We start from the raw sequence: 16,880 nt of genomic DNA on the forward strand, positions 1-16,880 counted from the left end.
ATGTCCCCCCGGTGCCGGGCGGCCCGCTGGTGGGCGTGCCGCCGATGTTCACATCTGGCGTCGTGCCCGGCACCGATGAGTTGCTGGGATTGGCTTCGTTCCCCCGTGTGATCGGGCTGGGGCCCAGATCCCGGGTGCCGGGAGGGACGCCGCCGACCGTCGCGGGTGGGGCGACACCGGTGTTCCCGGCGCCTCCTGTGACCACCTGGGCAACGGCAGGGACGGCCAGAACGATGCTCAGGACGCCGGCGAAGGTCATGGTGGTGCGGGTCATACAAGTGTCCGTGCTGCGTGCTGCGGCACAGGAACGGCCCAGAGGTCCCGAAGTTCGAGGGGACCGTGCGCTGGGCCCGGAGGCAGCCCGATCAGGGGCGCCGTCCGGGTCCCGCGGATCCGGATGTGGTCCGGACCCGGGCTGATCTGCCGGCCGATACGGCCGGTGTCCATCGCGTGACATCGTCTCTCTCCGGAGGGCGGAGAGAGGCTGCATCGCGGGGCGTATCCGTGCGGACCGCCGACGCAGCCGCGTCAGGCTGAGGGGCGCCAGCGCGATCCGCGCGCATACACAGAAGTCGAGACGAACCTCCCGCCCGACGGGTGGGTGCCATCGCAGATCCGAATCCCTATTCCGCCGCCGAGGCCATGGCATCGGCACCATCGTCGGCTTCGAAGCGCGCGATGCTGCTCTCGAGCCGCAGCGCCGCGTTGATCAGGGCCATGTGGGAGAAGCCCTGCGGCATGTTACCGCGCTGCGCCCCTGTGGCCGGATCGATCTCCTCCGCGAGCAGCCCGACATCGTTGGCCCGGGCGATCAGCCGCTCGAAAGCGGCCTTGGCCTCGGCCGCCCGTCCGCCGAGGGCGAGACAGCCGACCCGCCAGAAGGCGCAGGCCGTGAAGGTGCCCTCGTCACCCTCCAGGCCGTCGTCCATGCGGTAGCGATAGATCAGGTCGCCGACACCGAGTTCCCGCTCGACCGCCGCGAGGGTCGCCCGCATGCGCGGCTCCGTCGGATCGAGGGCGCCGAACAGGGCCGCGCGCAACACCGCGGCATCGAGATGATGCGAGCCGTAGGCGCCGACATAGGCCTGCTTCTCCGCGTTCCAGCCCTGTTCGAGATACTCCGCCCGGATCTCGGCAGCGATCCGCTCCCATTCGGCAATCGTCTCCGCGGCCACGCCCGCGATGTTGCGGGCGATCCGGGCGGCGTCCCTTAGGGCCACCCAGATCATCGCCTTGGTGTGGACCTGCTGGCGCGGCCCGGTCCGCAGCTCCCAGATGCCGTGATCCGCATCGTGGCGGTGACGGATGGCGCGGGCGGTGAGGTTGTGCAGCACCTCCGGCAGGCGGTCGTTGACCTTCTCGGGCGGGTCGTAGTCCACAGCCTCAAGGAAGATGCACAGCGCCCGGAGCAGCTCGCCGTAGATGTCGTGCTGGTCCTGAGCCTCGGCGACGTTGCCGATCACCACCGGCCGCACGCCGTTCCAGCCCGCGAGATGGCTCAGCTCTTCCTCCGGCGGCATGCCGTCGGCGATACCGTACATCAGCCGGGTCTCCCGCCCGTAGGTGCCGTCGCGCTCGCGCAGGAAGCGCAGGAATTCGGACGCCTCGCGGACGTAGCCCAGCATCACGAAGGCGGTGACCGTGAAGGCGGCGTCCCGCATCCAGGTGAACCGATAGTCGTAGTTGCGGTTGCCCGGCACCGCCTCGGGCAGACCGGCGGTGGCCGCTGCCACGATCCCGCCCGAGGGCGAGTAGGTCAGCAGCTTCAGGCAGAGGGCGGACCGCATCACCGCCTCCCGGTAGGCGCCGCGATAGGTGCTGCGGGCGCACCAGCGACGCCAGTAATCGGCGGTGGTCTCCAGACGGCGTCGGGCGCCGGCGTAATCCTCGATGCAGGCCTCGTCCTGATCCTCGCCATGGGTCAGGACCAGATAGGCGGTCTCTCCGGCCGACAGGCTGAACCGCACTTCGGCGGCATCCCCGTCGAGGGTGGGACAGGGCTGCGCGTTGACGCGCAGACGCCAGTCTCCGGCCTCGAACAGGACGGACCCGCCCGCCATCAGGGGCGTGCAGGGGCGTCGCGCATAATCGAAGGTCGGCCGCACCCGGAACGCGCCCGTCACCCGGCCCTGCTCGCAGGTGAGCAGCCGGATCAGCCGGCTCTCGCTCTCGCCATCCGGGCCCTCGTCGGGCTCCGGGCTCGGCGGGTTGACCGGCATCAGGTCGACGAGGCGCGCCCGGCCGGTCGCCGTCGTGAAGGTCGTCTCCAGGATGTTGGTGTCGGGCAGGTAGCGGCGCACGGCCTCGGTCGGCCCGTCGAAGGCGACGCTGCACGAGCCACCCGTGTCGTCGTCGAGGAGCTTCACGAACAGGGCCGGCGAATCGTGACGTGGCCAGCACAGCCAGTCGATCGATCCGTCGCGGGCGATCAGCGCGCAGGAATGGGTGTCACCGATGAGGGCGTAATCGCTGATGGGCTTCGACACAGGGCTTCCGGCTGGCGGCACCCGGTCCGCCGGGCAGTACAGAGTCCTGAGGTAGCCGGAGTACGCCGGGCGGGGAGTCCCGCTCGACGATTCGCCGCACGAGCGATCAGGCCGCCGGCCGGGGCAGCATCCGGTCGCTGATGATCCGGCGCTGGATCTCGCTCGTGCCCTCGAAGATCGTGGTCAGCCGCGCGTCGCGCCAGTAGCGCTCGACCCGACGCTCGGTGGTGTAGCCGTTGCCGCCATGCAGCTGCATCGCCTGGTTGGTGACCCGCACCGCCATCTCGGTGGCCAGGAGCTTCACCATCGCCGATTCGCTCTCGGCGGCCTCGCCCTGGTCGAGGAGGTGGGCGACCTGATGCCAGAAGGCCCGCGCCTGCGCGACCTCGGCCGCCATGTCGGCAAGGGCGAAGCGCAGCGCCTGGAAATCGCCGATCGGGTGGCCGAACTGGACCCGCTCCTGAAGATAGCTCTGGCAATCCTCGACCGCCGCCCGCGCGACGCCGACGGCCCGGGCCGCCGTGTGGACCCGGGCGATGTTGAGGCCGCGCTGCACCGCGGCGAAGCCGCCGGAATCCGCGTCCGCTCCCTGGTCACCGTAGAGTCCGGTGAGGCGGTCGCTCTCGGGCACGCACACGTCCTCGAGGGTCAGTTCGAAGGTCTGGAAGCCGTGGTAGCCGATCTTGTCGATCACTCGGCCTGTCACGCCGGGCGGGAAGCTGTCGCGTTCCTTGAGCACCAGAAACGGCTCCAGGCCGGCGGAGCGCGATTCCCCGGGCTCCGGATCGCGGGTGCGCGCGAGGACCTCGATGAAATCGGCGCCCTTTGCGAAGCCGGCCCAGCGCTTGGTGCCGGTGAGCCGCCAGAGGTCGCCGTCCCGCACCGCCCGGGTCTGCACGCCGGCGAGGTCGGAGCCGGCATTGGGCTCCGACAGGGAGATTGAGCCGATCCATTGTCCCCGGGCCGAACGGCGAAGCAGCTCCGCCCGGCGCTCCGCGTCAAGGGTCTGGGTGCCCAGCCCCTGGCCGCGCGCGAGGATGCTGCCCACCGAGAGCCACGCCCGTGCCAGTTCCTCCGAGACGAGGCAGTACTCGAACACGCCGAGGCCCAGGCCGCCGTGCTCCGCGGGGATCGTGATGCCGAACCAGCCCTTCTCGGCCATGGCGTCGATGAGCGTACGCGGCATCTCGGCCTTCTGCCGGTCGAGCGTGTCGGCCATCGGCAGCACCGTGTCGCGCGCGAAGGCGCGGGCCTCGGCCTGAAGCGCCGCCCGGGCCTCGGTCCGCCAGGGCGAGGCGAGTTCCGGAGGCTGCGGCGCGATCAGGTCCTTCCAATCCTCGGATCCGGTCATCGTTACCCCCGTATGGTTTGACGCCATGTGGCAACTCAGTTGAGGCCCGTGCGGGAAACACGCGCTTACAAATTGGTTCCGTCGCCCACCTTCGAATAATCGGCGGATCGGGCCATAATAGCCTGATGATGCAGGCCGAACCGCTGACCGATTCCTTCGCGATGAACGCACCCGCAACACCCCACATCCTCGTGGTCGAGGACGATCGAGAGATCTCGGCCCTGATCGCGCGCTACCTGCGCGGCAACGATTGCCGGGTCACGCTGGCGGGTGACGGGGCCGAGATGGACCGGGTCCTTGCGGAAGCGCGGATCGACCTGATCGTCCTCGACCTGATGCTTCCCGGCGAGGACGGACTGAGCCTGTGCAAGCGCCTGCGCGGCACGTCGCAGATCCCGATCCTGATCCTGACGGCGAAATCCGAGGAGGTGGACCGGATCCTCGGCCTGGAGCTCGGCGCCGACGATTACCTCGCCAAGCCGTTCAACCCGCGGGAGCTGCTCGCTCGCATCCGCGCGATCCTGCGGCGGGTCGCGGCCGAGGCACCCGACGCGGACGAGCGGCGGCGGCTGCATTTCTCGGGCTGGACGCTCGACGTGTCCCTGCGCCAGGTTCTGTCCCCCGAGGGCGCCCGCATCTCGATCACCGGGGCGGAGTTCGATCTCCTGCACGCCCTCTGCCTCCGGCCCGGGCGGGTTCTGTCGCGGGACCAGCTCCTCGACCTCACGCAGGGCCGCTCTGCCGGCCCGTTCGAACGCAGCATCGACGTGCTGATCTCCCGGATCCGTCAGAAGATCGAGCGCGACACCCGCAATCCGGAATTCATCCGCACGATCCGGTCGGGCGGCTATCTGTTCACGCCGGAGGTCACGCGGTCATGAGCGGTCTGCGCCGTCTTCGCGCGCGGCTGCGTCCGAAGACCATCGCGGGCCAGATCGCGCTGCTCGTGGTCGCCGGCATCGCGGTCGCCCATGTGGTCGCCACCGCGGCATTCCTGATTCTGCACGAATCGCAGAACCCCGACACGCTGCCGGGTGTGGCCGCGAGCCGCCTCGGAGTGCTGGTGAGACTGCTGGACGCCGCCGATCCGGCGGCGCGGCCGGCCCTGCTCGCGAGCGGTCGCAGCCTGCCGCTGATCCATGTCGAGCCCTGGGACGGCACCGTATTGCCGGGGGCGACGTCGCCGCCCGACCTGCCGGTGATCCGGCGGCTGCGCAACGGCGCCGGCCGGCCGGTGACAATCACCGACCTCTCCGCGGCCGATCCGGACGGGGAGCGGTCGGACGCGCGGCTGCATATCGGCATCGTCACGCCGGCGGGCGCGCGGCTCCAGGCGACGCTGCCGAACGATCCCCTCCGGGGGCCCCGCCAGGGTGCGCTGATCTTCACCGTCGTCTTCCTGGCGCTGACCCTGGCGCTGCTCTGCGTCTGGGCCACCCGGGCCCTCACGGCGCCGCTGAAGCGGCTCGCCGGTGCCGCCGAGGCGTTCGGCGCCCGCGACGACCACGTGGCGCTGCCGGAGGCGGGCCCGCGCGAGGTGCTCGCCGTATCCCGGGCGCTGGATCGGATGCGGTCGCGGGTGCGCCGCCTGATCGACGACCGGACGCAGATGCTGGCGGCGATCAGCCATGACCTGCGCACGCCGATCACCCGGCTCCGCCTGCGCGCCGAGTTCATCGAGGACGAGCACGCCCGCGCCTCCACCCTGCGCGACCTCGACCAGATGAACGGCCTCGTCGAGGCAGCGCTCTCTTTCGTGCGCGACGGCCAGATCCGGGATGCGAACAGCCACAGCCTCGTGGACCTCGCATCGGTGGTCCAGACGGTCTGCGACGACTTCTCGGATTTCGGATCCCCGGTCAGCGTCAGCCGCAGCCGGCACGTCCTGGTCCAGGGAAGGCCCGAGGAACTCCAGCGGGCGGTGACCAACCTCGTGGACAACGCCGTGAAGTACGGCGGCCGCGCCGAAGTCCAGATGGAAGCGTCCGAGCGCGGCGTCCGGGTCTGCATCCTGGATTCGGGCCCCGGGATTCCCGAGGCGGAGCGGGAGGCCATGCTCCAGCCCTTCGTGCGCGGCGACCGCGCCCGCAACCTCAACGAGGCGAGCGGCTTCGGACTCGGCCTGTCGATCGTGCAGGCGATCGTCGAGGCCCATAACGGGCGCCTGCAGCTGGAAAATCGCCCCGGGGGCGGGCTCTGCGCCGCGATCGAACTGCCCCTGGCCGCACAGGCCTTCGCGGGGCGCGCGGCGCAGAAGCCCGTGCCGCGTCCGGCCGAGGCGGCCTGAGGCCGCCTCGGGTCTCGTCCGGTCTACGCGGCCCGCACGTTGCGCAGGAACTGCGCCACCTCGGCGCGGAGCTGCTCCGAGCGCGTCGCCAGGGCATCGGACGCCTGAGCAACCGAAGCCGCGGCCTGACCCGCATCGCCCGCGACCCGGGCGACCTCGGCGATCTCGACGGTCATCGTGCCGGTGCCGGCGGACGCCTGGCCCATGCTGCGGACGATGTCCTGCGTGGTGACGCCCTGCTGATCCACCGCGGCCGCGATGCTGGTCGACACGTGATTCATCGCCTCGATCTGAGCCGTAACTCCCTGGATCGCACCGGCCGCATCGCCGGTGACGGTCTGGATCGCCGCGACCTGCCGGCTGATCTCCTCGGTGGCCCGGCTGGTCTGGGCGGCGAGTTCCTTGACCTCGGAGGCGACCACCGCGAAGCCGCGCCCGGCCTCGCCGGCCCGGGCCGCCTCGATCGTGGCGTTCAGGGCCAGCAGATTGGTCTGACCGGCAATCGTCGAGACCATCCCGACGACGTCGCCGATCCGCGTCGCCGCGGCGGCCAGCTCCGTCATGGTCTGCTCGGCCCGACGCGCCTCACCGACGGCCGTCGCCGACATCCCGGCCGCCTGCTCGACCTGGCGGCCGATCTCCTGCACGGTGGCGCCGAGTTCCTCGGCCGCGGCCGCAACGGTGTTGACGTTCTCGGAGGTCTGCTGGGCGGCACTGGCGACGCTGGTCGAGCGTTCGGACGTGCCCGCGACCGCACTCCGCATGGTACCCGAGGCTCCCTGAAGCTCCGTGACGGCCCCCGTCAGGCCCTCGACGATGGCCCCGACCGAGCGTTCGAAGCCGTCGGCGAGGTCTTTCAGCATGGCGCGGCGGCTCTGCTCCTCGCGCAGACGCGCGGCCTCGGTCGTCTGAAGCTGCTGGGCAGCATCCTCAAGCGACATGTCGCGGATGGTGACGACCGCGCGGGCGATGTCGCCGATCTCGTCCCGCCTCTTGCTGCCGGGAACGTCGGTCAGGGCCTGGCGGTCGGCGAGGGCCTTCAGCGCGCGGGTCAGGGCTCCCAGCGGCGACACGATCGAGCGCGCGAGCAGCAGGCCGAGCACCGCCGTGACGGCCAGGACGATGAGACCGGTCAGGATCAGCGTCCGAGACAGGGCCTGCACGGCATTGATCGCCTCCGCCTGGGTCTGCTCAGCCAGCACGGTCCAGGGCGCGCCGAGGACCGTCACCGGCGAGGCGGCCGCCATGTGTGCGCCGTTCTCGGCCGTGAAATCGACCGGACCGCCGACCTTGATCCGGTCGGCGGCCAGGCCGATTCCGGCGAGGCCTGCACCGGCATGCAGAGCCGGGTTCAGCGGTGGATTGCTGCGCAACAGGCCGTCTGTCCCGACCGCCAGGATCTGCCCGGTCTCGCCGAGACCGGTCCGCTTGGACAGCGTTTGATCGAACAGGGTCGGCGTGACCCGCATGACGATGTAGCCGGTCCGCTCGGCCGCCTGCGCCGTGCCCATGGCGACGTTCGCCCGCTTGGTCATGACACGGCCGATGAAGGCAGCCGGGGTCCCATCCACCGGGTAGGCGGCGAAATCCTCGAAGAGAACCGCGCCCGGATCGGCGGACTTGAGACGCTCGACGAGCCGCGCGAGCGCCGAGCCCGCCAAGCCATCCTCCGAGACCGATTTGGCGAAATCGGCGCCCTTGGTCGTGGTGTAGACGATCCGGCCGTTGTTATCGACGAACATCAGGTCGGCGTAGCCGGGCTGGGCCACGAGCTTGTGGGCCACTTCCTGGACCTTGACGTGGCGCCGGGCATACATCGACGTCATGCCGCTGCCGTCGAGGGCGATCCGCGCCTCAGCCGTCTGAGGCGTTTGGAACGCCTCGATGACGCTCGCGGTGTCGGGCTTCGCAGGGTCGAGATTCTCTATCAGGTCCGTGAAATTCGAGACGATCTGCGGATGGGTCGCCACCGCCTGGAAGTCCGCCTGCATCCGGTCCGCCACCAGCTCGATCGCGTCCCGCCGCGCCGCCGCGGCGAGTTCGAGGCGCTCGTGCGCCGCGGTGATCAAGCCCGACCGCGCCGAGTACCAGCTGAATCCACCCATGGCGGTGGCGCTCAGAAGCGCGAGGCCGACGGTCGTCGCGGGAAGGCGCGTGCTCAGCCGCGAAAGCGTTTTCATGATGACCCTGAACTATTGAATGACGGCGATCCAACCAGTCCAATGGCCCGACTCTTATAAAAATCTCGTAAACATCGATGCAGCGCGCGGATATCGAGCACTGGCACTATACAACCTGAAAGAACGTGCTCTGCCAAGAATTCAAGTTGTGGACGGGCCCCCTTCGGTTTTCGATAGTCACCCGCCCTGCGGCCATGGCGGAGGGTCTGCAGCATTGCGGACCCGGCCGGCGCGCGTGCTGGCTCTCCTGCTCCCGGAATCTCGGATCATCACGGTCATGTCCACGGACCGTCCTCGAAAGCACTCCGCCATCTGACGGTGACCCAGTGCCGGTCGGGCTCCGAACCCAAGGCGTGGATGCGCACGGGCCGGCGGCGATCCGATGCGCGACGGTTGGGCCGCCGCTGGGGGCAGGCGAACGAACGGTTTGCGACTGTCGAAAGGCAACAGTCGACCGCCCTGCGCGGCCGTACGCGCGATCTGGATCCCCGAGACCGCGCCGCGATCTGGCCCGCCGCGCGGGCCTTCGGCCGCTCGTGAGCCCGCCATCTCGGGCTGTGATGCAGCATCCGCCGACGATGCAGCCGATATCCGGAGGTTGGACAAGTCGGGTGCTGCCGCGCGACCCTTGGCGGCGGTAAGTTCGGTCGCATCTGCCGCGTCGGCGGAGGCACGGTATGTTCATCAATAGCGACGCCCTCGCCGGCGTCCTGCGACTCCTCTGGATCGCGATCGTCCTGCTTGGGGGTGTGATCGTCGCGCATCTCGTCTGGGTCAGCCTTGTCGCGCGCTGTCGGGCATTGGCGTCCATGCCGCTGCCGACGAAGATCGCGATCGTGGGCGCGGCCTTCGCGACGCCCGTCGTCGGCTTCTATGCCGTCGAGATCGCGTCTTGGCACCGGCGGCAGGCGGCGCGGCCGCGCTTCCGCGTCCCGCGACACATCGCGGTCGCCGCTTTGCTCACGCTGGCGCTGGCCGCGGCCGGCACCCTGTTGGTGGAAGGGCGGGCGGTGCCGGAGGACCGATCCTGGTGGCGTGCGGCAGGTCGTTTCGAGGGACAGGTCTGCGTGCTGCTGATCGGGCAGATGATGGTGTTCATGATCCTGCGCGTGTTTCTGACGGCCCGACGTCCAGCGCTGCTGTGGATCGCCTACGTCCTCTCGGCCGGGATCCTCGCTGTCCTGCTCGCCTGAACTTGTCTTCGAGAGCGGCCGGGTACACGTCGATCCCTGAGACCGATCGTTGCGCGTGTGCCAGGACATCCATCGCGCGCAGGATCCATCTCCGGCCCGGGATGCGGTCTCGCAACCGCCATCGGCGGAAGGTTATGAGCCCGATGGCCGAGGCCCTGCGGAGCGCGGGTGCGCCGAGACGGCGATGGTGACGGCGATGGAGACGGGATGAGCAGCGAAGTCAGCCTCCACGCGGCGCGCAGCATTGCGCTGATCGGCGCGCCGATCGAAGTCGGAACCAGCGAGCCCGGCGCCCTTATGGGACCTGCGGCCCTGCGCACGGCTGGGCTCGTCCGCGCGCTCAGCGAACTCGGCCATAGCGTCACGGATCGCGGCGACGTCGCCCCGGAGGGGCCCGCCGGGATGCGCGGGCTCGATGGCGTCGCCGCCTGGACGCGGGCCCTGTCCCGGGTCGTCGAGGGCGCCCTCGATGCCGGGTCGCTTCCGTTGACGGCCGGGGGCGATCACAGCCTGTCCCTGGGCTCCGTCGACGGCGTGTTGCGGCACTGTGCGCGGCATCGCCGATCCGTCTTCGTGCTCTGGCTCGACGCCCATGCCGACTTCAACACGCCGGCGACATCGCCCTCCGGGAACGTGCACGGCATGCCGCTCGCCGCCCTGTGCGGCGAGCCGGGCTTTCCACGCCTGTTCGCCGAGCCGGTCCCGCAGCCATTGTCCCCCGCCAACGTCCACCTGTTCGGGCTGCGATCGATCGATGCCGGCGAACGTGCGCTGGTGACGACGCGGCGGGTCGGCATCACCGACATGCGGACGATCGACGAATTCGGCGTGGTGGCGCCGCTCCGGCGGGTGCTCGACCGGGTCGCGGGCCAGGGCGCGCATCTCCATGTCAGCCTCGACATCGACTTCCTCGACCCGTCGATCGCGCCCGGCGTCGGCACCACGGTCCCGGGCGGCGCCACCTTCCGGGAGGCGCATCTCATCATGGAGATGCTTCACGATTCCGGTCTGGTGCAGTCCCTCGACGTGGTCGAGCTCAATCCCTTCCTCGACGAGCGCGGGCGCAGCGCCCGGGTGCTGGTCGAGCTGGTGGCGAGCCTGTTCGGCCGTCGCATTCTCGACCGGGCCACCCTGCCGATCGAGGCCGCCCCCATCGAGCCGGCTGGGCGCGGCTGATGGACCACCGCCTCCCCACGTCGTCATGCCCGCCCGCGGCGACCGGCGCCCCACCGGCACGCCAGCGCTCGGACGGGCGCGTCCGGCTGCGGGTGGGCCCGACCCACCCGGGCGGCGCGACGCGCATCCTCGATCTCGCCGAATCCGGCCCGTCGCGGCTCCGATTCCCACGGGGAACGGGCGCGCTTGAGACGGTCCTGGTCAACACCGCAGGCGGCGTGGCTTGCGGCGACACCTTCGCCATCGACCTCGCCCTCGATCCGGGCGCCGAACTGGTCCTGACCACCACCGCAGCCGAGAAGATCTACCGATCGGACGGCCCCGTAAGCCATATCGCCAACACCCTGGCTCTCGAGGCCGGCGCGCACCTCGCCTGGCTGCCGCAGGAGACCATCCTGTTCGACCGCGCCCGGGTGCGCCGCCGCTTCACGGCCGATCTCGCCGAAGGTGCGGCGCTGATCGCCGTGGAGGTCGTCGCCTTCGGCCGAGCGGCCAGGGGCGAGCGGATCACGGACGGGCTGTTCGCGGATTCCTGGCGCATTCGCCGGGGCGGCCGGCTCGCTTACGCCGACGATCTTCTGCTGGACGGCCCGATCAGCGATCTCCTCGCCCGTCCGGCGGTGGGCGGGGGAGCGCGCGCCTGCGCGACCGTCCTCGACATCGCCCCCGGCGCGGAGGCGCGCCTCGAGGAGGCCCGCGCCCTCTTGGCCGGGGCCGCCGCACCCGGAACAGCGGCAGCCGCGAGTGCCTGGAACGGTCACTTGGCGATCCGCGCCCTCGCGGAGGCCGTCGGCCCGTTGCGCGGCCTCATCGCCCGGTTCGTGGCGCAGTATCGCGGCGTCGCGATGCCCCGGGTCTGGCAGAGCTGACAGGAACCGCCACGTCGGCAGCTCAGGACCGTTGCCTGCGACGGCCGACCTCTGCTAGAGACGCGCACCCGGAGCTGTCCGCCAAGCTCCGGACCGGATGGCAACGCCGTTCAGGAAGGCCTCGTGGCGGAGTGGTTACGCAGAGGACTGCAAATCCTTGCACCCCGGTTCGATTCCGGGCGAGGCCTCCATCCTTCTTATTCCTCTCCTGGCTGATCCCGCCGTGATGCTCCGGCGTGAGCGTCGCCGCGCGCTCATGCGCTGTGGACCTGCGTCGTGAAGGTCTCGATGGCCTTCTGCAGGCTGTGCGCCCCGGACGTGACCCGCACGGCGCCACCGCGCACCTGTCCGGCCTGCGCCTCGTTGGACGCGGCGGCGGCCTGAACACCGGCAACGCTCTCCGAAACCCTCCGGGCGTCCGCGGCCGCGCTGGAGATCGCCCGCGCGATTTCCTGGCTGGCCTGGCCCTGCTGATCGGTGGCCTTCGCAACTTCGGAGGCGATCAGGCTCATGCGGGCGATCGTCTCGCCGATCGTGCCGATCGCGCCGACCGTGCGTCCTGCGGCCCCCTGGATCGCCCCGACCTGCCCGGTGATGCGGTCGGTTGCGAGCGCCGTCTGGCCGGCCAGGGCCTTCACCTCGGCGGCGACCACCGCGAAGCCGCGCCCGGCGACACCGGCCCGGGCGGCCTCGATCGTCGCATTGAGCGCCAGCAGATTGGTCTGCCCGGCCACCTCGCGGATCAACGTGACCACCGTGCCGATCTCCTCGGCCGCTTGCGACAGGCTCATCACCGTCTCCTTCAGGCCCTGCGTGTCGGAGAGGGCGGAGGAAGCGATCTCGCTCGTGTGCCGCACCCGGGCCTCGATCTCCCGGGCCGAGACCGAGAGTTCCTCGGCAGCGCTGGCGATGCTGTCGACCAAACCGGCACTCTGGCTGGAGGCGCCCGCCACGATGGCGGCCTCGGACGCCATCGCGCCGGCATTGCCGGTGAGCGTGTCGGCGGCCGCCTGCATCGCCTCGGCCGATCCGGCGAGATCGGCGACCGCGCGATGCGTCTCGGCCTCGAAGGCATGGGTCGCCGTCGCCAAGGCTTCCGCCCGGATCCGGTCACGATCACGGCGCATCTGCGCCTCCGCGTCCAAGTCGCGCTTCTCGATCAGAGCGGTCTGGAACGCCGCGATGGCGGCTGCCATCTCGCCGATCTCGTCGCGACGATGCGTGAACGGGATGACAAGGCCGAGGTCGTTGGCGGCGAGCGCCGTCATGCCATCCTTGAGACGGTGCAGGGGGCGCCGCACCTGGGTGACGATGATCCAGACCGCCGCGAGCAACCCCAGCACGAGCGCCACCGCCGGCACGACCACGAGGGTGATCCGCGCCTGCCGCCGGTCGACGGCGTCCCCGGCGCGTCGGGCATTCAGGCGGCTCAGCACCTCCCGTCCAAGGGCGCCGATCTCGGCCACCATGCGCTCCCGATTCTTCACGGTCGCCTCGTCGGTCGCCTGGATCAGGGCCGCCTTGGGCGACACCGTCAGCCCCAGCTCGGCCGTGTCGGTCTGGTAGGCGATGAATTCCTTCACGAAGAGATCGAAGCGCCGGCGCCGATCCTCGGGAAGCTGATCTTCCATCGCTGCGAGGAAGGGTCCGCGCACCTGCTCCACCGTCGCAAGGGCGTCGTGGAGTGCCGACAGGCGTGTCCGTGCCTCCGCGGTGTCTTCCGCGGTGTAGAGGGCCGTGGCCTGCACCACCGCGTGCTCGATCGCCTGCCCCAGGGCACCGGCCTGCAGCCCGGCATTCCAGATCCTGTCCGTCGCGGCGGCGCGCTCCTGCTCCCAGTTCGACTGCCGGACGGCGAAGGCCGCGATGCCGATCGCCACGAGGGCCAGCAATCCGATCACTGCCGAGAGCTTGAGGCCGAGTGAAATTCGCATAGGAGCCGCGCCGCTTCAGCGAGGGTTACGAAGAGGCGCAGATATACACGAACACTTCCTTTTGAACAGGTAAATATAGCCGGCAAAATCTATTATCTGATATGGCGATCGAGGCCGCGATCTATCAACGAATAGCCAGATCCTGCAGCACGCACTCAGAATGATCGCGCGCATACCGCGTGCTTCCGGACCGGACGACTGCGAATGCTGGATCTCGCGAGCGCTGGAGCCGCGTATTGGACCGCTTCGGGCCTATGGACGCCCGCGTGCCGGTGGCGGGCTGCGCGCCCGCCGCGAGACCCGTCAGCGATCCCGGGCAACGGGGGCCGGACTGCCGACCGGCTGACGGCGGGACTGCTCCTGCATCCGGAGCGCGGCGACGATCTCCCGGCGGAGGTCATCGCGCTGCACGTCGACGAGATCGGGCAGGATATCGGCCTCGTGCTCGTCGAGGGCCGCGATCAGTCGGGGACGGTCGGCGGCCCACTCGAAGGCGACACGCACTTCGCGCTCCGCATAGGGGTCTTGGGGGTTCAGGCAGTGATGGGTCAGCATGATAGCAACGGACACGCACCGGGTCGTCCGGGCTGGCGCTCCCGTAGGATCGCGTCGCGACATTCGGATGACCCAGGCGGCGACGGCCGGAGCGAGCGGGTCAAACCAGCGGCGGGACCCGGCGCATATGTTGCCAAAAAGCCACATAGCAGGCGCTCGACTGCCATCGGTGCAGGCCGCGCCCTGTGACGCAGAGCGCCGTGCCGTAGAATGCCCGCGGATCATGCGTCGAGGCCCTTGCGTCCCGCGATCGCGGTGTGTAGAGACCCCCTCGTGATCCCCGATAGCTCAGTTGGTAGAGCAGGCGACTGTTAATCGCCTTGTCGCAGGTTCGAGTCCTGCTCGGGGAGCCATCAGCCCCCATCACAGCCCCGCCTTTCGGACCGCACGGCGTTGAGCGCTGATGCCGATCCGTTCTTGCGACAGGATCTCGGGGCCCCTTAGGCAGCAGCCGCTTCATCCCGTCCGTGCGCCGGCCCAAGATCCCGGCCGTCGATACGGCTGAGACGCGCGCAGCGCTCAAGGCGAAATGCCGATCGCGAGCGCCACCGGACGGTCTCGGGGCGGCCGCGCATGTCGGCGACCGCGTTCACTCGGAACGGCACCCGAAATGTCGGCGGGCCGCGGCGGGGACCGAAGGAGGCGACCCGGCTCTGCCTAGCGTTGAGCGGATCAAGATCGCCGTGCTTGTCTTCGTCGACGGACAGCCCCCCGCGCCGCACCGACCTGATCCGCCCCCTGTCGGCGGGGTAGAGCGGCAGAATCTGCCGCTGGGCCGATCCTGCCGGTCCCCGACCCGGGAGCATCGCTGAAATCATTGGGAAAATTCTGGAATGCGCCGTGCCTCCCCGAACCGAAGGCGGTCGCGGAGGCGTAGCATGTCGGCGAATGCGGTTACGGGCAGTTCTCTCCAGCGGGATCTTGTCAGCGCCCTGAGACAGGCGCGTGCGGCGAATACGGCCCGGATCGAGGCCGGCGCCTCGACCACGGCAGGCCAGGATCCGACCACCACCCAGGCTACCGGAAGCACCGGGCAGACGACCGGCACCACATCGACACCGACCCTGTCGAACGATCTGATGGCGTCGCTCCTGCAGCTGCAATCCGACTTCAGCCAGATGGGCCTTCAGAGCGGCGTCACCACACCGGCGGACGCCACCGCCAATGCCGACGAAGCCTCCGCGACCGGCACGTCATCGAGCCCGACCGCGGACGGCGCGGCGCCCGTCCATCACCGTCGCGGCCACCATGGCCATCGGCCGGCGTCGGACGCGACGCAGAGCGGTGCATCCGCGCCGACCGGCGCCGCAACGGACGGCGCGTCGTCCACAAGTGCGTCCACCGGTACGACGGCGACCGCCGATGCCGCGTCGGCGACCGGCAGCGGCGACGGCCTGCAATCCTTCCTGCAACAGGTGACGAAGGCGATCGCCGCCTATGCGACGGGCGGCCCGGTGGGCATCGCGGCTGCACTCACCAGCAGCACCCAGGCCTGACCCGGCCGGGATCGCCTGGCGTCTGGAGTGGTCCGCCGGCCTCTGGCATGATCGGGGGAACCGGAGATCGCCATGCCCCTGACCATCCCCGTGATTCTCGGCAGCGTCCGCACCGACCGCATCGGCAACCGAGCCGCGCAGTTCCTGATCGCGCAACTCGAGGCGCGCGGCCACGCCGCCCCGCTGGTGGACCCCGCCGAGCTGAAGCTCCCGCTCCTCGACCGGATGTACAAGGAATATCCGGCCGGCACCGCGCCGGAGCCCCTGCAGCGCCTCGCCGACCTCTTCCGCGGATCGGACGCCTTCCTGGTGGTCACGGCCGAGTACAATCACGGCGTCCCGCCCGCGCTCTCCAACACCCTCGACCATTTTCTGGAAGAGTACTTCTGGCGACCGTCGGCCATCTGCTGCTACTCGGCCGGTCAGTTCGGCGGCGTCCGGGCGGCAATGGCATTGCGGGCGATGCTTGCCGAGATGGGCATGTCCAGCATCCCCTCGCTCCTGCCGATCCCGCGGCTCCAGAAAGCCATCGACAGCCAGGGCATTCCTGCCGAGCCCTGGATCACGACGGCGGCCAACCGCTTCCTCGACGAACTCGAATGGCACGCCGAGGCCCTGCGGGACCGGCGCCAGCGCGGCACGCCGTACTGAGCGGCAGCCGGCCGCCCCCAGCCCCGTCGCGGCGGCGTCATCGCCCCCTCGCGGGAGACAACGCCCCCGGTGCATCGGAGGTATTCGAACGGCCAAGCGCACCTCGATGCGCGCAATTTTGCGCCATGAAGTGATCGAGACAGCGCTTTCGATTCTCAGGATGAGCAAATACTCGACACACGATTGCAGAACAACTTTGCATGATCTCGCCGACGAAACGGTGAACGCGCCGCGCGCCCGGCGCACGAGACAGTATTGCTCTGTTGCAAAAAGGTGGCTGCACGGTGAGCCGAAGTATGAGAGCTTGGCCGTGTTCCCCAACGCGGACCGATTCCGATGAAGATCGACGAGAGGGCGCTCCTGCAGGAGCGCGTGCGGACGCTTGTCCTGCGCCATGCCCTGGAAGCCGTACTGGACCGTCTTGCATCGGCCGCGCGGGATGCGGGACGGGATGCCGAGGCGGAATTTCTCGGCCTGGAGCAGTCGCTGATCGCGGCCGCCCGCAGCGTCGCCGACCGGGCCAGCGCCCAGAAACTGGCTGTCCTGGTTGCCGTCGAGGACGCGAGCACGACGATCCGGGCCGCCTTCGACAACGCGCACGAGCGCCTCGACGTGCTGCGACCGTCGCATCTCACCCTCGTCGAACCGGAAGCTGCCGTCGCAGCCTAGCAGCCGCGCCGTCCCCCGCAGAGAGCCGGACCG

13 protein-coding genes and 2 tRNA genes are annotated in these 16,880 nt (G+C 70.0%); 10 read left to right on the forward strand and 5 right to left on the reverse strand.

The features are described from left to right. Window positions 1-623 precede the first annotated feature (623 nt). Both A3862_RS18785 and A3862_RS18790 read right to left on the reverse strand, forming a co-directional pair. Window positions 624-2,486, reverse strand: coding sequence for a glycoside hydrolase family 15 protein (locus A3862_RS18785; RefSeq protein WP_111473893.1), 1,863 nt, complete (start codon window positions 2,484-2,486; stop codon window positions 624-626). Between the two features lie 106 nt (window positions 2,487-2,592). Beyond that, complete coding sequence (locus tag A3862_RS18790) at window positions 2,593-3,837, reverse strand: acyl-CoA dehydrogenase family protein (protein ID WP_043757749.1); 1,245 nt, start codon at window positions 3,835-3,837, stop codon at window positions 2,593-2,595. Between the two features lie 125 nt (window positions 3,838-3,962). Between A3862_RS18790 and A3862_RS18795 the strand changes: the two genes are divergently transcribed. Both A3862_RS18795 and A3862_RS18800 read left to right on the forward strand, forming a co-directional pair. Then, window positions 3,963-4,718: a response regulator gene (locus tag A3862_RS18795; protein WP_170861821.1), complete on the forward strand. Its 756-nt coding sequence runs from the start codon at window positions 3,963-3,965 to the stop codon at window positions 4,716-4,718. Further along, window positions 4,715-6,124 (forward strand): ATP-binding protein, encoded by a 1,410-nt coding sequence (locus tag A3862_RS18800; RefSeq protein WP_043380636.1) that lies wholly within the window; start codon window positions 4,715-4,717, stop codon window positions 6,122-6,124. The genes A3862_RS18795 and A3862_RS18800 overlap by 4 nt, the downstream gene beginning before the upstream one ends. A 23-nt stretch (window positions 6,125-6,147) precedes the next feature. Here the strand turns inward: A3862_RS18800 and A3862_RS18805 are convergent, their stop codons facing one another. Continuing rightward, entirely contained in the window at window positions 6,148-8,304 is a 2,157-nt protein-coding gene (locus A3862_RS18805) for a methyl-accepting chemotaxis protein (protein ID WP_043757746.1), read from the reverse strand. A 677-nt stretch (window positions 8,305-8,981) separates the two neighbouring features. On the opposite strand from A3862_RS18805, the gene A3862_RS18810 reads away from it, so the two are divergent. From A3862_RS18810 to A3862_RS18825, 4 genes are all read left to right on the forward strand, one after another. Then, window positions 8,982-9,497, forward strand: a complete 516-nt coding sequence (locus A3862_RS18810) for a hypothetical protein (RefSeq protein ID WP_043757743.1) — start codon at window positions 8,982-8,984, stop codon at window positions 9,495-9,497. A gap of 207 nt (window positions 9,498-9,704) precedes the next feature. Beyond that, window positions 9,705-10,673, forward strand: a complete 969-nt coding sequence (rocF, locus tag A3862_RS18815) for an arginase (RefSeq protein ID WP_043757740.1) — start codon at window positions 9,705-9,707, stop codon at window positions 10,671-10,673. Continuing rightward, window positions 10,673-11,542, forward strand: coding sequence for an urease accessory protein UreD (locus A3862_RS18820; protein ID WP_043757736.1), 870 nt, complete (start codon window positions 10,673-10,675; stop codon window positions 11,540-11,542). The genes rocF and A3862_RS18820 overlap by 1 nt, the downstream gene beginning before the upstream one ends. Window positions 11,543-11,659: 117 nt before the next feature. Beyond that, window positions 11,660-11,733 (forward strand) — tRNA-Cys (locus A3862_RS18825). 63 nt (window positions 11,734-11,796) lie between these two features. Here the strand turns inward: A3862_RS18825 and A3862_RS18830 are convergent. After that, the gene (locus A3862_RS18830; RefSeq protein ID WP_043345914.1) at window positions 11,797-13,476 is read right to left on the reverse strand and encodes a methyl-accepting chemotaxis protein; all 1,680 of its coding nucleotides are present in this window, start codon (window positions 13,474-13,476) and stop codon (window positions 11,797-11,799) included. A 303-nt stretch (window positions 13,477-13,779) separates the two neighbouring features. Beyond that, window positions 13,780-14,046: a hypothetical protein gene (locus tag A3862_RS18835; RefSeq protein ID WP_236961374.1), complete on the reverse strand. Its 267-nt coding sequence runs from the start codon at window positions 14,044-14,046 to the stop codon at window positions 13,780-13,782. 262 nt (window positions 14,047-14,308) lie between these two features. On the opposite strand from A3862_RS18835, the gene A3862_RS18840 reads away from it, so the two are divergent. The 4 genes from A3862_RS18840 to A3862_RS18855 all read left to right on the forward strand — a co-directional run bounded on the left by A3862_RS18840 (window position 14,309) and on the right by A3862_RS18855 (window position 16,847). Then, window positions 14,309-14,384 (forward strand) — tRNA-Asn (locus A3862_RS18840). Window positions 14,385-15,110: 726 nt separating this feature from the next. Continuing rightward, window positions 15,111-15,527 (forward strand): hypothetical protein, encoded by a 417-nt coding sequence (locus A3862_RS18845; RefSeq protein ID WP_236961376.1) that lies wholly within the window; start codon window positions 15,111-15,113, stop codon window positions 15,525-15,527. 72 nt (window positions 15,528-15,599) lie between these two features. After that, entirely contained in the window at window positions 15,600-16,178 is a 579-nt protein-coding gene (locus A3862_RS18850) for an NADPH-dependent FMN reductase (RefSeq protein ID WP_043352726.1), read from the forward strand. A gap of 336 nt (window positions 16,179-16,514) precedes the next feature. Continuing rightward, window positions 16,515-16,847, forward strand: a complete 333-nt coding sequence (locus tag A3862_RS18855) for a hypothetical protein (RefSeq protein ID WP_043352724.1) — start codon at window positions 16,515-16,517, stop codon at window positions 16,845-16,847. Window positions 16,848-16,880: the final 33 nt, after the last annotated feature.

Source organism: Methylobacterium sp. XJLW, from assembly GCF_003254375.1.
GTDB lineage: Bacteria > Pseudomonadota > Alphaproteobacteria > Rhizobiales > Beijerinckiaceae > Methylobacterium > Methylobacterium fujisawaense.

What these genes read in the sequence shown, in the direction of transcription:
- A3862_RS18845 (WP_236961376.1), top strand. Translation starts at nt 15,111, where the DNA reads ATGGCGTCGCTCCTGCAGCTGCAATCCGACTTCAGCCAGATGGGCCTT.
- A3862_RS18830 (WP_043345914.1), bottom strand. Translation starts at nt 13,476, where the DNA reads ATGCGAATTTCACTCGGCCTCAAGCTCTCGGCAGTGATCGGATTGCTG.
- A3862_RS18790 (WP_043757749.1), bottom strand. Translation starts at nt 3,837, where the DNA reads ATGACCGGATCCGAGGATTGGAAGGACCTGATCGCGCCGCAGCCTCCG.
- rocF (WP_043757740.1), top strand. Translation starts at nt 9,705, where the DNA reads ATGAGCAGCGAAGTCAGCCTCCACGCGGCGCGCAGCATTGCGCTGATC.
- A3862_RS18800 (WP_043380636.1), top strand. Translation starts at nt 4,715, where the DNA reads ATGAGCGGTCTGCGCCGTCTTCGCGCGCGGCTGCGTCCGAAGACCATC.
- A3862_RS18855 (WP_043352724.1), top strand. Translation starts at nt 16,515, where the DNA reads ATGAAGATCGACGAGAGGGCGCTCCTGCAGGAGCGCGTGCGGACGCTT.
- A3862_RS18805 (WP_043757746.1), bottom strand. Translation starts at nt 8,304, where the DNA reads ATGAAAACGCTTTCGCGGCTGAGCACGCGCCTTCCCGCGACGACCGTC.
- A3862_RS18820 (WP_043757736.1), top strand. Translation starts at nt 10,673, where the DNA reads ATGGACCACCGCCTCCCCACGTCGTCATGCCCGCCCGCGGCGACCGGC.
- A3862_RS18850 (WP_043352726.1), top strand. Translation starts at nt 15,600, where the DNA reads ATGCCCCTGACCATCCCCGTGATTCTCGGCAGCGTCCGCACCGACCGC.
- A3862_RS18795 (WP_170861821.1), top strand. Translation starts at nt 3,963, where the DNA reads ATGATGCAGGCCGAACCGCTGACCGATTCCTTCGCGATGAACGCACCC.
- A3862_RS18810 (WP_043757743.1), top strand. Translation starts at nt 8,982, where the DNA reads ATGTTCATCAATAGCGACGCCCTCGCCGGCGTCCTGCGACTCCTCTGG.